The 20,523-nt window shown below is 70.5% G+C and carries 16 protein-coding genes and 1 pseudogene; 7 read left to right on the top strand and 10 right to left on the bottom strand.

What is annotated here, in order from left to right; translation table 11 throughout:
- Together ABH940_RS26030 and ABH940_RS26035 are read left to right on the top strand one after the other, a co-directional pair.
- Positions 1–180: pseudogene (locus ABH940_RS26030) on the top strand (HNH endonuclease); the annotation flags it as partial.
- A 136-nt stretch (positions 181–316) separates the two neighbouring features.
- Positions 317–2,383 (top strand): MDR family MFS transporter, encoded by a 2,067-nt coding sequence (locus ABH940_RS26035; protein ID WP_370106298.1) that lies wholly within the window; start codon positions 317–319, stop codon positions 2,381–2,383.
- A gap of 29 nt (positions 2,384–2,412) precedes the next feature.
- Here ABH940_RS26035 and ABH940_RS26040 read toward each other — a convergent pair whose 3' ends face one another.
- Positions 2,413–3,144 (bottom strand): DNA-binding response regulator, encoded by a 732-nt coding sequence (locus ABH940_RS26040; protein ID WP_370063883.1) that lies wholly within the window; start codon positions 3,142–3,144, stop codon positions 2,413–2,415.
- Between the two features lie 81 nt (positions 3,145–3,225).
- On the opposite strand from ABH940_RS26040, the gene ABH940_RS26045 reads away from it, so the two are divergent.
- On the top strand, positions 3,226–4,026 hold the full coding sequence (locus ABH940_RS26045) for a DNA-binding response regulator (protein ID WP_370106299.1): 801 nt from the start codon (positions 3,226–3,228) through the stop codon (positions 4,024–4,026).
- Between the two features lie 182 nt (positions 4,027–4,208).
- Positions 4,209–7,262, top strand: a complete 3,054-nt coding sequence (locus ABH940_RS26050) for a BTAD domain-containing putative transcriptional regulator (RefSeq protein WP_370106300.1) — start codon at positions 4,209–4,211, stop codon at positions 7,260–7,262.
- A gap of 31 nt (positions 7,263–7,293) precedes the next feature.
- Here the strand turns inward: ABH940_RS26050 and ABH940_RS26055 are convergent, their stop codons facing one another.
- The 6 genes from ABH940_RS26055 to ABH940_RS26080 form a co-directional block, all read right to left on the bottom strand.
- A complete protein-coding gene (locus ABH940_RS26055; RefSeq protein WP_370106301.1) occupies positions 7,294–8,112 on the bottom strand; it encodes a PE-PPE domain-containing protein in 819 nt (272 codons plus the stop codon).
- A 125-nt stretch (positions 8,113–8,237) separates the two neighbouring features.
- Positions 8,238–8,636: a PPOX class F420-dependent oxidoreductase gene (locus tag ABH940_RS26060; protein ID WP_370063875.1), complete on the bottom strand. Its 399-nt coding sequence runs from the start codon at positions 8,634–8,636 to the stop codon at positions 8,238–8,240.
- A gap of 10 nt (positions 8,637–8,646) precedes the next feature.
- The gene (locus ABH940_RS26065; protein ID WP_370063873.1) at positions 8,647–9,354 is read right to left on the bottom strand and encodes a Clp protease N-terminal domain-containing protein; all 708 of its coding nucleotides are present in this window, start codon (positions 9,352–9,354) and stop codon (positions 8,647–8,649) included.
- Between the two features lie 169 nt (positions 9,355–9,523).
- Positions 9,524–10,900: an ABC transporter permease gene (locus tag ABH940_RS26070; RefSeq protein WP_370106302.1), complete on the bottom strand. Its 1,377-nt coding sequence runs from the start codon at positions 10,898–10,900 to the stop codon at positions 9,524–9,526.
- Positions 10,897–11,877, bottom strand: a complete 981-nt coding sequence (locus ABH940_RS26075) for an ABC transporter ATP-binding protein (RefSeq protein WP_370063869.1) — start codon at positions 11,875–11,877, stop codon at positions 10,897–10,899. The genes ABH940_RS26070 and ABH940_RS26075 overlap by 4 nt, the downstream gene beginning before the upstream one ends.
- A 157-nt stretch (positions 11,878–12,034) precedes the next feature.
- On the bottom strand, positions 12,035–14,785 hold the full coding sequence (locus ABH940_RS26080; RefSeq protein WP_370063867.1) for a PKD domain-containing protein: 2,751 nt from the start codon (positions 14,783–14,785) through the stop codon (positions 12,035–12,037).
- A 274-nt stretch (positions 14,786–15,059) separates the two neighbouring features.
- Between ABH940_RS26080 and ABH940_RS26085 the strand changes: the two genes are divergently transcribed.
- On the top strand, positions 15,060–15,992 hold the full coding sequence (locus ABH940_RS26085; RefSeq protein WP_370106341.1) for a Gfo/Idh/MocA family protein: 933 nt from the start codon (positions 15,060–15,062) through the stop codon (positions 15,990–15,992).
- A 9-nt stretch (positions 15,993–16,001) separates the two neighbouring features.
- Here ABH940_RS26085 and soxR read toward each other — a convergent pair whose 3' ends face one another.
- Entirely contained in the window at positions 16,002–16,499 is a 498-nt protein-coding gene (gene soxR / locus ABH940_RS26090) for a redox-sensitive transcriptional activator SoxR (protein ID WP_370063864.1), read from the bottom strand.
- Positions 16,500–16,555: 56 nt separating this feature from the next.
- Between soxR and ABH940_RS26095 the strand changes: the two genes are divergently transcribed.
- Entirely contained in the window at positions 16,556–17,293 is a 738-nt protein-coding gene (locus ABH940_RS26095; protein WP_370063862.1) for a transketolase, read from the top strand.
- 100 nt (positions 17,294–17,393) lie between these two features.
- The gene (locus tag ABH940_RS26100) at positions 17,394–18,308 is read left to right on the top strand and encodes a transketolase family protein (RefSeq protein ID WP_370063860.1); all 915 of its coding nucleotides are present in this window, start codon (positions 17,394–17,396) and stop codon (positions 18,306–18,308) included.
- Here the strand turns inward: ABH940_RS26100 and ABH940_RS26105 are convergent.
- Together ABH940_RS26105 and ABH940_RS26110 are read right to left on the bottom strand one after the other, a co-directional pair.
- Positions 18,277–19,827 (bottom strand): MFS transporter, encoded by a 1,551-nt coding sequence (locus ABH940_RS26105; RefSeq protein ID WP_370064413.1) that lies wholly within the window; start codon positions 19,825–19,827, stop codon positions 18,277–18,279. The two genes, ABH940_RS26100 and ABH940_RS26105, sit on opposite strands and share 32 nt — an antisense overlap.
- A gap of 130 nt (positions 19,828–19,957) precedes the next feature.
- Positions 19,958–20,503 carry a TetR/AcrR family transcriptional regulator gene (locus ABH940_RS26110; protein ID WP_370063858.1) on the bottom strand — a complete coding sequence of 182 codons (546 nt, stop codon included), beginning with the start codon at positions 20,501–20,503 and terminating at the stop codon, positions 19,958–19,960.
- Positions 20,504–20,523 lie beyond the last annotated feature (20 nt).

Genomic DNA, 20,523 nt, shown 5'->3' on the forward strand with positions numbered 1-20,523 from the left:
GTCCACTGGGCCGACGGCGGCGAGACGGGGCTGGACAACCTCGCCCTGCTCTGCAACGAACACCACACCGATCTCCACCACACCGGCTGGGAACTCGAGATGCGCGGCGGCCGACCCCGAGCCGTCCCACCACCCGACACCCCACCCCCACCCAACACCCGCTACCCCCACCACCCATAGCCAACGAACCGCCGACCAGCCGCCCCACCACCCAGGAAGCGGCCCACCGGCACGCCCGCACGCGTGCGCACCGCGCCCGTCACCGACACAGACGCCCCAACTAGCGCAGGCCGTCACTCGGTGTGACGCTGCGTCTATGACCACCGTTGCCGACCGACCCCAGAGCGCGCCGCCCGTCCTCGACGTCCGACAGCGGAATATCGTCTTCGGCACGATCATGCTCGGGATGCTGCTGGCCGCGCTCGACCAGACCATCGTGGGGACCGCCCTGCCGACGATCGTCGCCGATCTCGGCGGTGCCGCCCACATGTCATGGGTGGTGACGTCGTATCTGCTTGCCGAGACCGTCTCCACCGCGCTGGTCGGCAAGTTCGGTGACCTCTTCGGGCGCAAACGGATCTTCCAGATCTCCGCCATCGTCTTCATCACCGGGTCGTTCTTCTGTGGGCTGGCCACCAACATGTCACTGCTCATCGGCTGGCGCGCGCTGCAGGGCGTGGGCGCGGGCGGGCTGATGGTGACGTCGATGGCGCTGATCGCGGACGTGATCCCGCTGCGCGAGCGCGGCAAGTACCAGGGCGCGATCGGTGCGGTCTTCGGCGTGGCGACGGTGATCGGACCGCTGCTCGGCGGGCTCTTCACGGACCACCTCACCTGGCGCTGGGCGTTCTACGTCAACGTCCCGATCGCGATCGTCGTCGTCATCACCGCCGCGCGGACCATTCCTTCCGTGCGGTCGGCGGTGCGGCCGGTCATCGACTATCTCGGGATCGCCCTGGTCGCGGCCGGCGCGAGCGCGCTGATCCTGGCGACCAGCTTGGGCGGGAACGAGTACGCGTGGGGGTCGCCGACGATCATCGCGCTCTTCGCGGGCGGGGTCGCCGGTCTCGGCCTGTTCTGCTGGGCGGAGACGCGGGCGGCCGAGCCGATGCTGCCGATGCGGCTGTTCCGCAACCCGGTCTTCACGGTCTGTTCGGTGCTCAGTTTCATCGTCGGCTTCGCGATGCTCGGCGCGATGACCTTCCTCCCGACCTTCCTCCAGTACGTCGACGGCGACTCGGCGACCGTCTCGGGCGTGCGCACGCTGCCCATGGTCGTCGGCCTGCTGCTGGCGTCGATCTTCAGCGGCAACGTCGTCAGCAAGACCGGCCAGTACCGGTGGTTCCCGGTGGGGGGCTCACTCGTCATGGCGGCCGGGCTCTACCTCCTCTCCCTGATGAAGCCGGGGACCGGGACCGGGTCGGCGTCGCTCTACATGTTCGTGCTCGGTCTCGGGATCGGGCTGTGCATGCAGGTGCTGACCATCGCGGTGCAGAACACGGTGGAGTACGCCGATCTGGGCACTGCGACGTCCGGTGTCACCTTCTTCCGAACCCTGGGCAGCTCCTTCGGCACCGCTGTCTTCGGGACCATCTACACCAACACGCTCAAGACCAACCTGGCCTCCGGCGTCGCCACCTCCGCCCGGCTGACCGGCGAGAACCCGGCTGTCCTGGCCAAGGCCGCGTCGAGTCCGCAGGGACTGCACGGACTGCCGAAGCCGCAGGCCGCGCCGATCATCAGCGCGTACGCCGACTCCCTGCACACCGTGTTCCAGTGGACGGTTCCGGTGGCGCTGCTGGGTTTCGTGGTGGCGCTCTTCCTCAAGCAGGTCAGGCTGCGCGACACCGCACGGGCCGCCTCCACCGACATAGGCGAGGGCTTTGCCCAGCCGAGCGGGAGCGACTCCAACCAGCACCTGGAGTTCGCGGTCGCGAAGATCATCAGCAAGGTCGACCTGGACACCGCGCGCCAGATCGTGCACAGCTCCGACAGCGGTCTCGACATGGCCGGGGCCTGGGCGGTGATGGAGGTCGAGGGGCTGACCCGGACCATCGGCTACGCGCAGGTCGGACTGATCGCCGCCCGCAGGCGGATCCCGCCAGAGGTGCTGGACCCGGTCTTCGACCGGATGGTGGCGGAGGGGTACCTGACTCGCGATCACGACTTCCTCTCGCACACCCCGATGGGCGAGGCCGAGGCACGGACCATCAGCAGCGCCTGGGCTCGCTGGCTCAACGCACAGCTCGAAGCCGACGTGGGCCACCCGCGCAGCGCGGAGCTCCGGGCAGCGGTGGACACGATCGCCAAGCGCCTGCTGGCCGAGGACCTCGCCCACGGCCTCCCGCCCGGCCGTACCACCGCCGGTCGCGCAGCGGCGTGAGTCGGCCGCCCGCATCAGTTGGCGGCTGATCAGCCGGGTGTGCGGCCCACGCGGTGGGCCAGAGCAACCGCGGCGACAGAGGAGTGCACGTCGAGTTTGGCCATGAGGTTCTGGACATGGCTGCGGACCGTGTTGGTGGACAGGAAGAGCCGTTGGCCGATCTCGGCCCGGCTCAGGCCGGCCGCGAGGCCGTCCAACACCTCCCGTTCGCGCGCGGAGAGGGTGGCCAGTCGCTCGGCGTCCTGCTCCAGGCCGTCGTGGAGCGTCGTCAGCTCGGCAAGGACCTGGGTGAGCAGCCGGGGCGGAATCCAGGTCTCACCGGACCGGACGCCCCGGATCACGGCCAGCAGGTGCTGGAGCGAGCTGTCCTTCGGCACCCAGCCGCGTACTCCGGCGCGTACCGCCGCGCAGGCCAGGTCGTCGGTGCGGGTGCTGTCGCTGAGCACGACCAGCGGCACGCCCAACCGCTCGGGCCAGGGGGTGGCGGTGAAGGCACTGCGGGTCGAGGCACTGTGGGTCGAGGTGCTGCGGGTCGACGCGCTGCGAGTCGAGGTGCTGCGACCGCCGGACCGGTTGGCGGCGAGCAGGAGGCCGATGTCGGCGACTACGACGTCCGCGTGCTGCTCAGCGGCCGCTTGGCAGGCGGCGCGCATCCCGGTGACGGGCAGGGGCGTCATGCCCAGTTGCCGTAGCCCCAGCGCGAGCATCTCGGCGACCGAACGCCGCCGGTCGGCCACCACGACCCGGATGTCGCCAGCCATGCTCCTGAGCCTGCCACCGTCGCCGACACGCGGCCACCGACGTCGGTGGCTGAGGGGGACCGACAGTGTTTAGCTGGGGTCATGGGAGCCACCCACGGAGACCCGTCCGGCCCGGCTGACCCGTCCGGCCCGGCTGACCCGGCTGACCCGGCTGACCCGTCCGGCCCGGCTGGTCAGTGCGGCCAGGACGGCCAGGACGACGTCCCTGGGCTGTGGACGCTCGTTGTCGCCGACGCCTCCCGGCTGCTCGCCGAGGCCTTGGCGTTGGTGTTGTCCAGCCGTGGATACCGGGTCCTGGCCACCGCTGCGACCCGTGACGGGCTGCTGCGCGCGGTGACCACCTGCCGTCCCGACGCCTGCGTCCTGGACCTGCAGCTGCTGGACGGGCAGGCGCTGGACACGATCAGGGAGATCCATGCCCGGGAGCAGGCAACCCGGGTGATCGTGCTCTCGCGCGCGATGGATCCGGACTCGGTGGCGGCTGCTGTCGAGGCCGGAGCGGTCGGCTATCTCGGCAAGGACCGCGGGCTCGACGTGCTGGACCGGGCGCTCCGCGCGGTGGCGGCGGGCGGCGGGTTCATCGAACCGACCCTCAGTCCGCAGACCCCGCGCCCGGCCGTCGGCGGCAGTCGTGGCGACGGCAGCCGGGCGGGTGACGTCGGCGGCGAGGACCCGCTGCGTCGGCTGACGGACCGTGAACGCGAGGTGCTGCGGCTGCTGATCGAGGGGGAGGACACCGCCGCGATCGCCAAGGCGCTGCGGATGTCGCCCCGTACGGCCCGCACCCATGTGCAGGGTGTGCTGGACAAGCTCGGTGTGCACTCGCGGCTGGAGGCGGTCGCGCTGGCGGGCCGCTCGGGGCGCTGGACCGCCCCAAGCTGACCACCCCCAGGCTGAGCACCCCCACGCTGACCACCTCCACGCTGACCACCCCCAAACTGACTGCAGCTCGTTGACCGGCTCTTCGGTCGGGCCGGGACCGCATGTGGTGCCCCGGTATGCGACACGCGTAGGTCCTGTGACGGTCACCGAGGGTGGCCGAAGGCCCCGACTAAGCTCACTGAATGCCGATGACGTGCGAGTTCTCCGCGGACGCCAATCAGCGACTTCGATTCGCTCTGCTCGGGCCGCTCCAGGCCTGGCATGGCGAGGCGGGTCTGGAACTCGGGCCGGTTCGTGAACAAGCCGTCCTCGCCGCTCTGCTGCTCAGACCGGGACGGACGGTCAGCCGACGGCAACTGCTCGACGACGTGTGGGGTTCGGAACCGCCCGGAACGGGCGACCGGGTGGTTCCTGTCTACGTGTACCGGTTGCGTCAACGCCTCGATGCTCGCAGCACGGACCCGAGCACGGACCCGAGCACAGACCGCAGCCCGGCCTCGGTGGATTCCGTCATCGACAGCGTTCGGGGCGGCTATCGCTTCGCTCCGAACAGCGCGTGCGTGGACGTGGCGCGATGGGAGGCGGGCGCTGCCGAAGGCAGGTCGGCGAGGGAGGCCGGAGATCTGGGCGCCGCAGTGGACGCGTGGTCCACGGCACTGGGATTGTTCCGCGGCGAGCCGCTGGCCGGAATCCCCGGGCCGTTCGCGGAGGGGGAGCGGCTGCGGCTGGCGGAGCACCGGTTGCTGGTGGTCCAGGACAAGGCCGACTGTCAGCTCCGGCTGGGGCATCACGCCGAGGTCGTGGCGGACCTGTTCTCCCTGACGGCGACTCATCCCCACAACGAGGCACTGGCCGCCCTGCTCATGCGTGCCCTCCACGCGGGCAACCGGCAGGCCGACGCACTGGACGTCTACGCCGCGATGCGCCGCCGACTGGTGGACGCGCAGGGAGTGGAGCCCGGCGCCGAACTGCGCCGTGTCCACGAGGCGGTCCTTCGCGGCGATCCCAGCGCCCCCCGACAAGCAGTCCCCGCTCGCCCGAAGCGCCGGGCACGGCATGAACTGCCGGTCGAGATCGGCAACTTCACGGGCCGGGACCGGGAGCTCGAGCTGCTCGTCGCGCCCGCCGACGCACAGGCGGTGACCGTCCGGGCGGTGGACGGCATGGCCGGGGTCGGGAAGACCGCCCTGGTGGTGCGCGCGGCGCGCACGCTGCGGGACCGGTACCCCGACGGCTGCCTCTTCGTGGAACTGCACGGGAACCGCCAGACCGGTGAGACCCGCGAGACCGGTGAGACCCGCGAGACCCGTGAGGCAGCGTGCCCGCACCGCGTACTGCGGCGACTGCTGCGGGCGGTGGGCGCCGGTGAGGGCGAGGACTCCGAGGACCTGGACGAGTTGGCCGCCTCGTGGCGGGCGGCGACCGCGTCCTTACGGCTGCTCCTGGTGCTCGACGACGCCTCCCGCGCCGAGCAGGTGCGACCGCTGCTGCCCTCCGGCTCCGGCAGCATGGTGATGGTGACCGGCCGTCGGCGACTGACCGGTCTGGACGCGGACCGCAGGCTCTCGCTGACCCCTCTCGACATCGACGCGGCGGCCGGACTGCTCGCCCGCATCGTCGGCGGCGCGTCCGGTCGCGAAGACTCACAGCGCGAGCGCGAGCGTGCCGCCGTACACCGACTGGCCGCGTTATGCGATCGTCTGCCGCTCGCGTTACGCATCGTCGGGGCACGGATCCAGGACCGTCCGCTGTGGGCGGTGGAGGCCCTGGTGGCGCAACTGGCCGACGACGAGCGTCGACTCGACGCACTCGCGGCGGAGGACCGCAGCGTCGAGGTCGCCTTCCAGGTCTCCTACGACCAGCTCCCGGCCGCCGAGCAGCGTGCCTTCCGTGCCTTGGGCCTGTCACCCACCGTGCGGCTGGACCGGCTGACGCTGGCCGCTCTGCTCGGCGTGACGCCCGCCGACGCCGGACGCGCCCTGGAGAGCCTGGCCGACGCGAGCCTGGTGCAGCGGGTGACGGTCGAGCGCTACCGGCTGCACGACCTGGTGGCCGTCTACGCTCGCCGCATCGCGACGAGCTCGCCTGCCACGACCTCGCCTGCCGCAGGCACGCCCGACGATGCCACGGCCGCCCGGTGCGGTGTGTTTCGACTCTATGTGGCGGCCGCGCACTCCGCCAGTGACTGGGGCAACCCGTCTCTCCGGACCGGCCCGCAGGGTACTCGGCCGTTCGCGGACTGGGAGGAGGCCACCACCTGGCTGGACGCGGCGGGCGGTGAACTGGTCGACGTGATCGGCCAGGCGGCGGCCACGGGCCACCTGGACGATGCCTGCCGGATCGCCGAGGGGCTGGTCGACTACCTCACCCGGCAGGGCCGGTTCCACGAGTGCCGCACCGCGCTGGAGCTGCTGCTGCCGCTGGTCGACCAGGCCGGACCGCCCAGCGACCGGCGGACGGCCGCCGCGCTGCGTACCGGACTCGGCATCATGTACGGGCTGCAGGGCCGTTACGCGCGGGCGCACACCTGGTTCACGGAGGCGCTGGACCTCAGTCGCCGGGCCGGTGACCCGCACGAGCAGGCCAGGGCCTCGGCCGGTCTCGGGACCTTCGCCAACCTGGCGGGCCAGATATCCGAGTCCATGGTGCATTTCGCCGAAGTCATCAGCCTGGCGGGGGAGTTGGCACACGACGACTGGCTCATGGGGTCGATCATGACCCGCGCCGGAGACGTCCACCACCAGCTCGGCGAGTACGACAAGGCGAACGCCCGCTATCTGGAAGCCATCGCCCTCGCCGAGAAGAACGGCAGTCCCAGGCTCCTCGGCAAGACCCTGCTCCGCCTCGGCGGTCTTCAACTCGACCTCGGCCGGCCGGCCGAGGCGGCGGGCACCCTCGGGAAAGCCGAGGACCTGGCCCGGCGTCTCGGGGATGTCCCCCTGTGTTCCGCCGTCCTCGGACGGCTGGCCGAGGCCGAGGTGAAGCTGGGCAACCCGCAGGCCGCTGCCGAACTCCGGCGCCGGTCACGCGCGTTGCTGGAGGAGGAGACCGGCACGGAGTCGGAGATCGCGATCCGTCATCGGATGCTCTGGCAGGGCGCCGTGGCGGAGGACCTGTCCGGGGCACGCGACTTCTTCGAGCGGGCCACCGGCCTCCCCACCGCCGAGGCCAACCGCGCGCGGATCTCCCGCGTGCTGGACGACCTCGGCGGTGGAGAGGTCCGACGCCGGCCCTGAGGTCCGACGCCGGCCCTGAGCGTCAGCAGGCTTACGCGGGGCTTCCGTTGGGGTTCCGCCAGAAGACCCCGTCCTGGCCGTCCTGGGCGAGGGTCTGGGCCATGACGTTGCCCGCCTGCGGGTACAGCGGGTGCAGGGTGAAGTAGCCCTGCACGCTCAGGAGGTTGGCGTCGCAGATGAAGTCGCCGTGGATGCAGTACCGGGCGACCGGGATGCCGTTGAACTCCGCCGGCCCGGCGCCCGCAGAGGTGGCCACCCCGGGTATGCCCAGACCCTTGGGGATCTGGGACAGGACGCCGGTGCCCGGCTGCATCGGGTCGGCGTAGAGCATGCCGTCGACCTGCGAGAGGGGGATGCCGGTGCTCCCGCTCGCGATCGTCTGGAGCACCTGGTCCGCGATCTCGGCACCCTGGGAGTAGCCGGTGATCGTGATGCGGGCACCCGGGTTGGCGTTGTGGGCGTCCTCCGCCGCCTTCAACGCCCCCTGGTAGCCCGCCTGCTCGCTGGCGTCGTAGGTCGGCGCGGTGAGGGCGTCGGGGTTGACCTGCAGCGGGTTGAGGGAGACGAGCGGGCCGTGCGGGCCGAGGATCGGGCCGGCGGTGGCCGGGTAGCACACCTCGACCGCCTGTGAGCCGGCCGGGAGGGCGCCGTTCACGCTGTTGTAGGAGGACGTGGTGGTGGGGCACGAGGGGGTGGCGGTGGTGGCGCCGGTGCCGCCGACCTCGATGTAGACGTGCCCCGCGCTGTCCGCCTGCGCACCCGCGGGGAACGCGACGGCGGTGCCGACCGCCAGCGCCGCCGTCATCACCGCGGTGCGAACAACGCGCACCGTCCTGCTCGTTTGCGACATTGCCGGATCTCCTCATGGCCTCGTGGACGTGCCTGGCAACGAACGCAACCGACGCTAGGCGCGGTTGTTCGCATCCTGATGAAATACCGATGACTCGTGGCCACGCGAGCCCTGCTGACGCTTCGTCAGAAGGTAATCTCCAGCGCCACGATGGGATGGCGGCGCCGCCTGCCGGTCAGGGAGGAGTACACGTTGCCCAGACGGGCCATCAGGTACTTGCGGCCCAGCAGGCGGCGCACCTTCTCCGTGCCCTCGGCGTCGAGCAGCCGGCCGGTGCCCACCGCTTCCGCAGCGCCGGGGGCGATCCGGCCGCGCACGTCGCAGACGACGACCTTGACCCGGGGGTCCCGGCGCAGCCGCTTGACCTTCCACGAGGCGGCCTCGGTCCACACGTACAGCAGGTCGTCGTCCATGACGTGCCACACCGGGGTGGCCACCGGCGTGCCGTCCTTGCGGTAGGTGGTGAGGCTGACGTAGCGAGCGCGCGTCAGCGCGTCCAGAGTGCTCGGGTCGAGTGCGGTCACGTGGCTCAGGCTACTTGTTTTCGCGCGCGGCCAGCCGCGTGGCGACCTCGGTCCTGACCGCCTCCTCCAGCCCGTCCGAGGTGAAGCCGAGGCCGCGCAGGATCCGCGCGGCCGGGCTCTCCTCGGCGCGGATCAGGCCCAGCAGCATGTGCTCGGTGCCGACCCAGTCGTGGCCGAGGTCCGCCGACGCCTGGCGTGCCTGGTCGATGGCCTCCTTGCCCTCCGGCCTGAAGGGGATGTGACCTCCCCGAGGCGGCTTCTTCCCGGCGGGCGGCATCGCCGCCTCGATCGCGTCCCGGACGCCCTGCTCCGAGCCGACCTTCGCCACGAGCACGTCGTATGCCAGGCCCCGCGGTTCGCCGAGCAGGCCGAGCAGCAGGTGTTCGGTGCCGATGGCGTCGTGCCGGTGGGTGCGGGCTGCCTCCTGGGACAGCACGATGCTGTGCCGGTTCAGGTTGGTGAACCGCTCGAACGCGGCGGGTGTGTGGCGCTGCTGGGCGGCCTGCTTGGAGACGCCGATCGCGTCGCCGATCTCGCTCCAGGACGCGCCGGCCTGCCTGGCCTGGCTGACGTAGTGGTCGACGAGTTGGTCGCCGAGGTCGGACATGGTCTGGGCGCGAAGCCGTGCCTCGCTGATGCGGGTCAGTTCGTTGGCGGCGGGAAGCTCCTCGTCGAGGCGGGCGATCAGGTCGGCGAGGCTGATGTCGAGTGGGCTCATGCGTCAAGACTAAGTTGACGGTCGTCGACCGTCAAGAGGAAGTTGACGATCGCTGCGCAGTGGCTTCAGTGGCTTCAGTGGCTTCAGTGGCTTCAGTGGCTTCAGCGGCTTGAGAGGGGCGGGAGGTGGGACGGTCCGTCCAGGACCGTCCCACCTGCGCGGCGCTGAATCAGTGGAGCAGATCGACGTTGCCGTCGAACTGCCAGAGCGGGTTCGGTACCACCTTTCCGTCAGCGACGATCAGGAAGTAGCCGTTCACCTGGACCGGGCCGTCCCCGTCGGCCTCGTACCGCCCGTTCGCGGTGACGTTGAGCTGGTAGATCGCCTGGGCGGTGACTCCGGAACCGCCGACGTTCCAGGAGACCGTGCAGCGCCAGTCGTTGCCCGGCCCCTCCTGCACGCCGAGTCCCTCGCTCTTGTCGCAGCTCGCGACGGTCTGCAATTGCGCCTCGGTGACCGGAGGTTGGCGCATCTGCTGCTGCTGGTACGGGTAGAGCTGGGAGAACACCGTGGCCACCGACTGCTGCACCTTGGCCTGGGTGATGCCGGAACCGCCCGCCCCGGTCGTCACGGCGACGACGCCGACCGTCGCGGCCAGCAGACCGGCGAGCGGGAGCGCGCCCATGGTCAGCACCCTGCGTCCGGCGCCGTCGTTGTTGAGGTTGGTGAAGTCCCGGCGGAGGAACAGCAGGTAGGCCAGCGCCGTGGCGACGACCGCCCACACCAGGCTGACCCCGATACCGATGAACAACGGCCCGAGTTGCTGAGGATCGGTGAAAAGGCCGTTCCAGGAGATGAAGGCGTAACCGGGCAGCGCCAGGCGCACCGCGACCGGCAGCGGCAGCAACTGGGCCACCTGCATGCCGAGGGCGGCGAGCATGGGCAGGAGCAGGCCCATCGGGGATCGGCCCAGGGCGACGGACCCGAGCAGTCCGATGGCGGCGAGGGCGAGCGTCGGCGCCAGCGCGCAGACCCACGCCAGCAGGACCCTGACCGCTGCGTCCCCGCCGCTGAGCAGGTGGCCGTCCAGGCCGACCAGCGGCTGGCTCCCCTCCGCGAGGAGTCCGCCGAACATGCCGGAGAAGGCCAGGCCCGCCACGAGCAGCCCGATCACGGTGACGCTGGCGATCGCCTTGGCCGCGAAGATCCGGCGGTACGAGCGGACCGCGATGAGCAGATGGCGCCAGGTGCCCAGCCGGTCCTCGGAGGAGAACACGTCGCCCGCGACCATGGACGTGACCAGCGGCAGCGCCCACGTGCCGGCGAAGCTGAGCACCACCAACGAGCCGGCCCAGCCGGTGGCGTGCATCCACCGGCCGAACAGGGTGTCCGACGGCAGCGTGCTCTGCTGGTCGATCGCGAAGACCAGCAGGCCAGGACCGAGCCAGCACAGCCCGACCAGCAGGCGCACCCGCCAGGTGGAGAACTGTTTGACCAACTCGAAGCGGAGGATGCGCGTTACGGGTACCGGGCGTGTGCCCGCTGTCCCGGCGCCAGGCCCGGTTCCGGCCTGCTCGGCCGGGGCATGGGTGACGGCCGCGGTCATCGGTCGGCCTCCTGGTCGCTGAGGGCGAGCTGATCCGTCAGGGCAAGCTGATCCGTCAGGGCAAGAAAGGCCGCTTCCAGCGGCGAGACGACGGGTGCCAACTCACGTAGCGCGATGTCCTCGCCCACCATCCGGGCCACGAGTTCGTCGAGAGCCGCCACCCGTGCGCGCACGACGATCACGTCGGTGTCCGGTCGTGCCGGGGCGTCGTGGCCTTCGACGAGGCTCACGCCGGGTGTTGCGACCGCGACCGCGCGAGCGGCGGACGGATCCGAAGCACGCAGCCGGTAGTCGAGTTCGCGGTTGTCGTCGGAGAGCTTCGACACCGGGCCGGAGAAGACCACGCGCCCGGTGGCCAGGATGGTGACCTCGGAGCACAGCGCCTCCAGGTCGTCCATCCGATGGCTGGACATGACGACCGTGACGCCTTCGGCGGCCAGCCGGCTGAGCACGGCGTGCACGTGCTTCTTGCCGACCGGGTCCAGGCCGTTGGACGGCTCGTCGAGTACCAGCAGCCGCGGCTTGGTCAGCAGCGCCGCAGCCAGCCCCAGCCGTTGGCGCATGCCCAGGGAGAAACCGCGGACCTTCTCGTCGGCGGCGTCGGTGAGCCCGACCTGTTCCAGAGACTCCTCGACACCCGCGGTAGGCGCGTCGTCGGGGCGCAGTGCGACGAGCGTCGCAAGGTTCTGCCGCGCGGTGAGAGTGGGGTAGAGGCCGGGGCCGTCGACGAATCCGGAGACACCGTCGGGCGCGGCCAGTTGGCGTCCCACCGGAGCGCCGAGGACCTCCAGAGTTCCTTCGTCGGCGACGGCGAGGCCCAGTAGCAGGCCGAGAAGGGTGGTCTTGCCGGCACCGTTCGGGCCGACCAGGCCGTGGATCTGACCCCGCGTCATGCTCACATCGACATGGTCGAGCGCGACGACATCACCGAAGACCTTGGTGATGCCGCGGCCCCTCACCGCGACGGGAGTATCCATTCGTCCATCCATCCCTCAGCCGCCGCGCAGCTGATGTCAGAGCCCAGCTGATGTCCGAGCCCAGCTGATGTCCGAGCCCAGGTGATTTCGAAGAGCCGGGTGGCGCACCGCAGTGCACCACCCGGCGGGTTGCGCGGTCAGATCCGACCTGTCGAGCTCAGCTGACGTTCAGCGCGGTGTCGTCGAGCACGAACGAGGTCTGGTACTCGGAGTCCTCGGAGCCGGTGAACTTCAGCGTCACCTGCTGGCCGGCGTACGAGCCGAGGTTGAAGGTGTGCTGTGCGTATCCGGTGTTGTGGCTGAGGTTGGAGTAGGTGGCCAAGGTGCCCAGGACGGTGCCGGAGCTGTTCAGCACCTGCACCTTGAGGGTGTCGTAGGCCGTGGTCGTCGAGGTCTCGGCCGTGTCGGTATGCAGCCAGAAGCTGAAGTTGTAGGTGCTGCAGCCGCTGGGCAGGGTGACGGTCTGGGCCACGGTGTCGGTGGTGGTCTTGCCCCAGCCGTCGAGCCACGCGTCGTAGGTGCCGCTGTGCGGCGGTTCGATGCTGTTGTTGTTGATCACCTCGGCGGGGCTGTGCGTCGAGGTCACCGTCCACGGAGCGGCGTTGGAGCTGCCGTTCTCGAAGCCGGGGTTGCCGAGCAGTTGCGCGGCCTTGCAGCCGGTGCTCCCGGTGGGGGTGGCGGACGCCTCGTTGCTCTGTGCCCCCTCGCCCACGCCGTTCACCGCGGTGACCCGGTAGTAGTAGGTCTGACCGGCTGTCAGTCCGGTATCGGTGCACGAGGTCACCGCGCCCAGGCCGCTGCAGCCGCCGCTGCTCAGCAGCGACTCGGTACCGCTGGAGGTGCCGCGGTAGACCTTGTACGAGGTGATGTTCTCGCCGCCGGTGTTGGACGGCGGTGTCCAGCTCAGCGCGACCTGCCCGGTTCCGGCGGTCCCGGTCAGACCGGTGGGCGCGCCCGGTGCCGTTGCCGCGATCGGGTCGGCGGTGACGGTCACCGTCGAGGACGCGGTGTTGGCCGGGGAGGCGCTGTCGGTGACGGTCAGCGTCGCGGTGTAGGTGCCCGCGGTGCTGTAGCTGTGACTCGGGTTCTGGGTCGTGCTGGTGGCTGAGCCGTCGCCGAAGTTCCAGCTGTAGGTGTACCCCGGCGTGCCGCCGGTGCCGGTGCCAGTGAAGGCGACGTTCAGTGGCACCTGACCGGAGGTCGGGGTGGCCGAGGCGGTGGCGGCCAGCGGGTTGCCGACGGCGTTGACCGTGGTCGTCACCTGCGACGTCGCGGTGTTGGCCGGGGAGGCGCTGTCGGTGACGGTCAGCGTCGCGGTGTAGGTGCCCGCCGCGCTGTAGGTGTGACTCGGGTTCTGCGTGGTGCTGGTGGACCCGTCGCCGAAGTTCCAGCTGTACGTGTACGGGGCCGTGCCGCCGGTGGCCGAGCCGGTGAAGTTCTCCGTCAGCGGCGCGTTGCCGGTGGTCGGGGACCCCGTGGCGCTCGCTGACAGGGGGGTCGCGCCCTGGACCCAGAAGTCCTCGAGCGGGTCGCCGAGCGCCGCCTGGTCCGCGGTCGTCATCGGGAAGGTGGACGCGCCCAGGCTGTCGCTCGGGTTGATGACGCCGGAGTGCACGTTCTCCATCGTGCGTTCCATCGCCGCCAGCACGTTGGCCGTGGTGTACGCCACGTGCGAGACGTAGTGCTGCTTGACGTACGCCGGGTTCCCGATGACGAGCAGCGGCACGCGGTAGGTGTTGCTGACGTGGTCCGCGCCGTTGTTGCCGTTCTGGGTGTCGTCCTCGGTGACGACGATCAGGGTGTTGTTCTTGTACGTCGGGTTGCTCATGATCGACGTGACGATGTTGTTCGTCGCGGTGTCGTTGCCAGGGATGTCCTGGTAGCTACCGGGGTGGTCGTTGAACAGCTCGACGTAGTTGTACGCCGGCATCCCGTACTGGTTGACGAAGTTCAGGTAGTCGCTGGATACCGTGCTGTCGGGGATGCTCTGGTTCTGGCAGGTGTACTCGGTGGTGTGCAGCTCTTCCGGGATGGAGGTGCCCGGACGGTTCGGCGGCAGGACCTCGACCTTGCCGTCGCCCGGGTTCTTCCAGTAGCCGCTGCCGCTGTTGAGCATCCAGTAGATGTCGCCGTTCATGATGAACGTGTACGGGCTGGTGCCGCTGCTGGTGCCGGACGGAGGAGTACAGGCGTTGGTGCCCTCGTCGGTGGGACCGGCGTCGCTCTGCAGGAAGCGGTCGAACTCCGTGCCGGTCGACGGGTACGACTGCTGCTGGTTGCTGGACGAGGACTGCCCCGAGAACAGGAACCAGTGGTTGGGGCCGGACGGCGGCTGGACGCCGGTGCTGTACGAGTCGGACAGCGCGTAGTTCTTGGCCAGCGCGTGCAGGTCCGGGACGGAGCTGATGTGGTTGGTGCTCTCCACCTGGCCGTTGCAGCCGGCGGCGATCGTGGTCGCGCAGTCTCCCAGGTAGTCGTCGAAGGTGTGGTTCTCCCGATAAATGATCACGAAGTGCTGGAACGGCGGGAAGTACGGCGCCAGCGGGTTGACCGCCGCGGCGGGTTTCCCCACGATCGTCTTCTGAGTGCCGACCTTCTGCTCGACGGTCTTGTCGGTGATCTTGAAGTTCTTCGGCTGCGGGAACTTCGCGAACTCCACGCCCGGCGCGGCGAACACCGCGCCGGAGCAGTCGACATCGTCCGGCTTGTACGTCATCGGACGCTTGCCGATGGGCAGGTTCGCGGCGTTCGCCGGGGTCGTCGCCGGGTTGAACCCTCTGAGCGTGCACGAGCCGACACCGGTCGTGGGACGCCCTCCGGCCCCCGCGGCCGTGGCCAGCGAGGCCCCGCCCAGTGCGACTACGGCGACTAACGCCACACTCGCCGATCTTTTCTTCCACTTCTTCATTGATACACCCCTCCGCACGTTGACCGTGCATGGCCACTTGACCACCGTCCGTATGGTCATGGCGGAACGGACGCCGGGCAAGTAGATGCGCGTAGAATTTTGTGGGAACCGGGGTTTTTCGTCCGGCGTTCGTCCCTTGTTGTCGGAAGGTTCGACGGGTTTTGGATCTTTGATCCGGCGTAAGTATTCAGAAGCAGGCGCATAGGGTGGGCAGTTCGTGATCGCCGGCAGACCTGGAGTGCTGATGCTTGATTCCTTCGCGTTCGACGAGCTGATCCCGGTGGGTGTGGTAGGTCTCGGCGACATCGCGCAGAAGGCATACCTGCCGGTGCTGGGTGCGCTGCCGGGGCTGGATCTGCGACTGATGACGCGGGACCGGGCGAAGGTGGAGCGGCTGGGGGATGCTCACCGTGTCGCGAGCGAGCACCGGTTCACCGACCTGGGCGAGTTGATCGACAGCGGCATCAGGGCGGCGTTCGTGCACGCGTCCACGGATCAGCATGTGCCGATCGTGGAGCGGCTGTTGGAAGCCGACATCGACGTGTACGTGGACAAGCCGCTGGACTACACGGTGGAAGGCGCCCGCTGTCTGGTCGAACTGGCGGAGCGTCAGGGACGCTCACTGATGGTGGGGTTCAATCGCCGGTACGCCCCCTGCTATGTCCGGGCGAAGGAGGGGCCGCGGGACCTGATCGTGCTGCAGAAGAACCGGGTGGGGCTCGCGGAGGGGGCGCGCACGCTGGTCTTCGACGATTTCGTGCACGTGGTCGACACCTTGCGGTTCCTGGTGCCCGGCGAGATCGAGCACGTGGACGTGCGGGCCCGGCGTCGGGACGGACTGGTGGAGCACCTGGTGCTGACGCTGGGCGGGGACGGTTTCACCGCGCTGGGGATCATGAACCGGGTCAGTGGTTCGACGGAGGAGGTGCTGGAGACCTCCGGAGGCGATGCCAAGTGCGCGGTCGTCAACCTCGCCGAGGTGATCGACCACGACGGTGGTCGGAATGGTGGGGGTCGGAACGGTGGCGGCCAGACCGTCATCCGTCGCGGTGACTGGGTTCCCGTCGCCCGGCAGCGTGGCATCGAGCAGGCGGTCCTCGCCTTCCTCGACGCCGTTCGCTCGGGCAAGGTCGTCGACGGGCGCGACGCGCTGCGCACGCACGAGTTGTGCGAGGAGATCGTGCGCCGGATCGAGGGCACGCGCTGACGGCGTGACCTACGGGCGGCGGAAGGCTCCCTCCTTCGTTGGGGGCTCGTCGCCGAGGAGGTAGCGGGCGCCGGTGCCCAGGTCGGCGGCCGAGTCGTCGGGGTTGTAGAGGCCGCACTTCTTGAGCGACAGGCAGCCGCAGCCGATGCAGCCGCTCAACTTGCGCCGCAGCAGCTCCAGTTCGGCGATCTGGGCGTCAATCCTGCGCTGCCAGGTGCGGGCCACGGGAGCCCAGTCGGCGGCCTTGGGCGCGTGGTTCTCCGGCAGGCGGGCGAGCGCCTCGCGCGCCTCGTCCAGCGACAGGCCGACCCGCTGCGCCGCCCGGACGAAGGCGAGTCGGCGCAGCATCGCACGGTGGTAGCGGCGTTGACCGCCGGCCGTGCGCTCGGAGCTGATCAGCTCGAGCTGCTCGTAGTAGCGCAGCGCCGAGGTCGCCAGGCCGCTGCGCGCGGCCAGCTCGCCGATGGTCAGCTCGCCGCCGGGCAGTCGTTCGCCGGTGCTGGTCACTCTGTCGCCTCCCGCTGGCTTGACTTCAAGTCCACTTGAAGTTGCAGCCTAGTCGCATGACGCTGACCACGGAGAATCCCGCTCGCGATCTGAACGAACTGAACGAACTGAACGAACCGCGCGAACTGCGCGACCTGCACCACCTGATGTCCCGGATGACCGGGGCCGAGAAGCACGGCCCGGCCGCGAGCTCCACGCTGGACGCCCTCTGGGTGCTCTACGACCGAGTGCTGCGGGTGGCCCCCGAGACGGCCACGGACCAGGGCCGGGACCGGTTCCTGCTCTCCAAGGGCCATGGCCCGATGGCCTACTACGCCGTACTCGCCGCCAAGGGGTTCCTCGACCCGGCGGTGCTCGACACCTTCGGACAGTACGACTCCCCGCTCGGCCACCACCCGGACCGGACCCTGGTCCCCGGCGTGGAGATCGGCAGCGGCTCGCTCGGCCACGGGCTGCCCCTGGGCGTGGGGACCGCGCTCGGACTGCGGGCGCAGGGACTGCTGGACCCGGCGGTCTGGGTGTTGATCGGCGACGCCGAACTGGACGAGGGCAGCAACCACGAGGCGATCTCCTACGCGGGAGCAGCGGGGCTGGACCGGCTGCACACCGTGGTGATCGACAACCAGTCCGCCACGCACGGCTGGTACGGCGGCATCGCCTCCCACTTCGCCACTGCCGGTTGGTCCACCGCGACCGTCGACGGCCGTGACCACGACGCGCTCCACGCGGCGTTCACCGCGCCGCACCCCGGCCGCCCGCACGCCGTCGTCGCGGTCGTCGAGCCGAAGAACTGACCCTCCACAACATGTACGCGTCCAAACCTGTACGCGTCCAATCTGCACGCGTCCGAATCTGTACGCGTCCGAATCTGTACGCGTTCGAAGGAGTCCTGCCATGATGCGTGACCGCTTCATCTCCACCGCCAGTGCCCTGCTCGACGAGGACCCGAGGGTCGCCGTCGTCCTCGCGGACATCTCCGCCGCCAGCTTCGACGACGCCGCCGCGGCCCATCCGGACCGGGTGATCAACGTCGGGATCAGGGAGCAGCTCCTGGTCTCGGTCACGGGCGGACTGGCGCTGACCGGGATGCGGCCGATCGCGCACACCTTCGGCAGCTTCCTGGTCGAGCGCCCCTTCGAGCAGGTCAAGTTGGACCTCGGGCACCAGGGCGTCGGCGCGGTCCTGGTCAGCGCGCTGGGCTCGTACGACTGGCCCGCCGGCGGGCGGACGCACATGTCGCCGGGGGACGTCGCGCTGCTCGACACGCTGCCGGGCTGGACCGTTCACGTCCCCGGGCACCCGGACGAGGCCGAGGCGCTGCTGCGCGACGCGGCAGCCGGGGACGGGCTGGTCTACGTGCGGCTCTCCGCGCAGAGCAACGCCGTCGCCCGCCAGGTCGTCCCGGGACGGTTCCTGACCGTCCGTCAGGGGGCGCCGGGCGGGGACGGTCCGGTGGTGGTGGCCGTCGGCCCGGTCCTGGACGACGTGCTGGAGGCGACGGAGGGGCTGGACGTCACGGTCCTCTACGCCACCACCGTCCGCCCGTTCGACGCTGTCGCGCTGCGCGCGGCGCTGGCCGGTCGCGGCAGCGCGGACGTCGTGGTGGTCGAGCCGTACCTCGCCGGGACCTCGGTCCCGTTCGTCACCGAGGCGCTCGACGACCGGGCGCACCGGGTGCTCGGCCTCGGTGTCTCCCGCGAGGAACTGCGGCACTACGGGACCATGGCGGAGCACATCGCCGCGCACGGTCTGGACGCCCGCGCGCTGCGGCGGCGGATCACCGACTGGGCGCCCGAGTCGCTCCGGTAGTCCGGTTGGGGTGGCGACGCGGCCGCAGCAGCGCCCAGACCAGCACGGCCGCCGCCACCAGCAGGCCCCCGGAGAGGAACGCGGCCACGCTCATGCCGTGGACGAAGGCGTTGCGGGCCGTGTCGAGGAGCAAGTCCCCAGCCCTGCCCGGCAGTTGGTGGGCGGCCTGGACGGCTCCGCCCAGCGAGTTGCGTGCGGCGGCCTCGGTGCCGGCCGGGAGCGCGGCGGGCAGGACCAGGCCGGATCGGTAGACGGCGGTCAACACCGTGCCCACCAGGGCGATGCCGAGCGCCGTGCCCAGCTCGTAGGCGGTCTCGGAGACGGCACTGGCCGCGCCCGCCTTCTCGGCCGGGGACGACTCCAGCACCATCGTGGTCGACAGCGCGTAGACGACGCCCTCGACCAGGCCGACGGCCGCGAACGCGGTCCCGATCAGCAGGTACGAGGTGGACGCGTCGAGCAGGCCGAGCGCGCCGAGGCCGAGACCCATCGCCAGCAGGCCCGCCGCCAGTGCGCGGCGGTAGCCGAGGCGGGTGGCCAGCGAGGTGGCGACCAGCGCGCCGACGGTGGAACCGGCGAACGCCGGCATGTCGGCCAGTCCGGCCTGAAGCGGCGACCAGCCACGGACCAGCTGGAAGTACTGCGAGAGGAAGAACACCACGCCGGACAGCCCGATCAGGGCGATCAACGCGGCCAGCACCGCGGCGGTGAACCGGCGTTCGGCGAAGAGCCGGACGTCCAGCAGCGGGACCGGCAGTCGGAGCTGACGACGCCAGAAGGTGACCAGGCAGCTCACACCGAGCACGGCGGCCACCCAGACGTCCCAGCGGCCCAGGCCGGCCGACGCGCCGTCGACCGCGGCCTCCTTGACCGCGTAGACCGCGCCGATGATGCCGACCAGTGACAGCACCACGCTGGCCATGTCCCAGGTGCCCGGCTTCGGGTCGCGCGACTCGGGCAGCAGCCTGTGGCCGAGCACGAGCAGCACCAGCACCAGCGGAATGTTGATCAGGAAGACCGAGCCCCACCAGAAGTGCTCCAGCAGCACGCCGCCGAGGAGCGGACCGGCGGCGGCACCGGCGGTCGCCGCGGCACCCCAGATGCCGATGGCGCGGGCGCGCTCCTTGTCGTCCGGGAAGAGGGCGCGGAGCAGCGAGAGCGTGGAGGGCATGATGGTCGCCCCGGCGACGCCGAGCAGGGCGCGGGCGGCGATCAGCCAGGCGGGGCTCGGCGCGTAGGCGGCGAGCAGCGAGGCCAGGCCGAAGGCGGCGGAGCCGTACAGCAGCAGTCGCTTGCGGCCGATGCGGTCGCTCAGCGAGCCCATACTGACCAGCAGTCCGGCGATGACGAAGGAGTAGCTGTCGCCGATCCAGAGCAGCTGCGGGGCGGAGGGGTTCAGGCTCTCGCTGATGAAGGGCAGGGCCAGCACCAGCACGGTGGCGTCGACGGCCACCAGCAGGACGGCGAGCACGAGCACGCCGAGAGCGATCCAGCGCCGACGCGGGGCGCTGGACTGCATATATCGGTAGGCGGAGGTGGTCTGCGGAACGGTCAGATCCGTGGGCATCTGGGTGTCCTTGGTGAACTCGGGTGTGCGTGGGGCTTGGTGTTGGGGCTTGGTACTTGGAGCAGGGTGTCGTGGTGAGCGGTCAGGCTCGTCGCTCCGCGCCGCCGAGGAAGAGCTCGGTCAGTGCGCGGACGCTGTCCCTGGGGGCCAGGCGGCCGTCCTCGACGGCCCAGCCGATGCCCGCCAGCAGGTCGAAGAACGCCTCGCTGAGCCAGGCGGCGGGGAGTTCGACCCGGAAGGCCCCGGACTGCTGGCCGCGCAGGAAGAGCGCGGCCACGCGGGCGTCCATCCGGTCCCAGGCGTCGGTGATCTCGGTGTCGTCGAAGAGTCGGCTCTCGCCGGAGAGGAAGGCGGTGAGCTGGGCGACCGGGATCAGCGCCGTCGTGAGTCGGCGGACGGCCTCGACCGGGTCGCCCTCGTCGATGGCCGCCTCGTCGAGCGCGGCGTCCATCCGGACCAGGGCGTACGCGCCGATCTCGCGGATCAGCGCGTCTCGGCCCGGGAAGAGCCGGTGCAGCGTCGCCCGGCTGATCCCGGCGGCGCGCGCGATCTCGTCCATCGCGGCGCTCGGCTGCCGGGAGAGCAGCGCGACGGCGGCGAGGAGGACGGAGTCGCGATCGGTGGCCACGAAGAGAGGATAGCTCATTT

The organism is Streptacidiphilus sp. BW17, assembly GCF_041262485.1.
In the GTDB taxonomy this organism is placed as follows: Bacteria; Actinomycetota; Actinomycetes; order Streptomycetales; family Streptomycetaceae; genus Streptacidiphilus.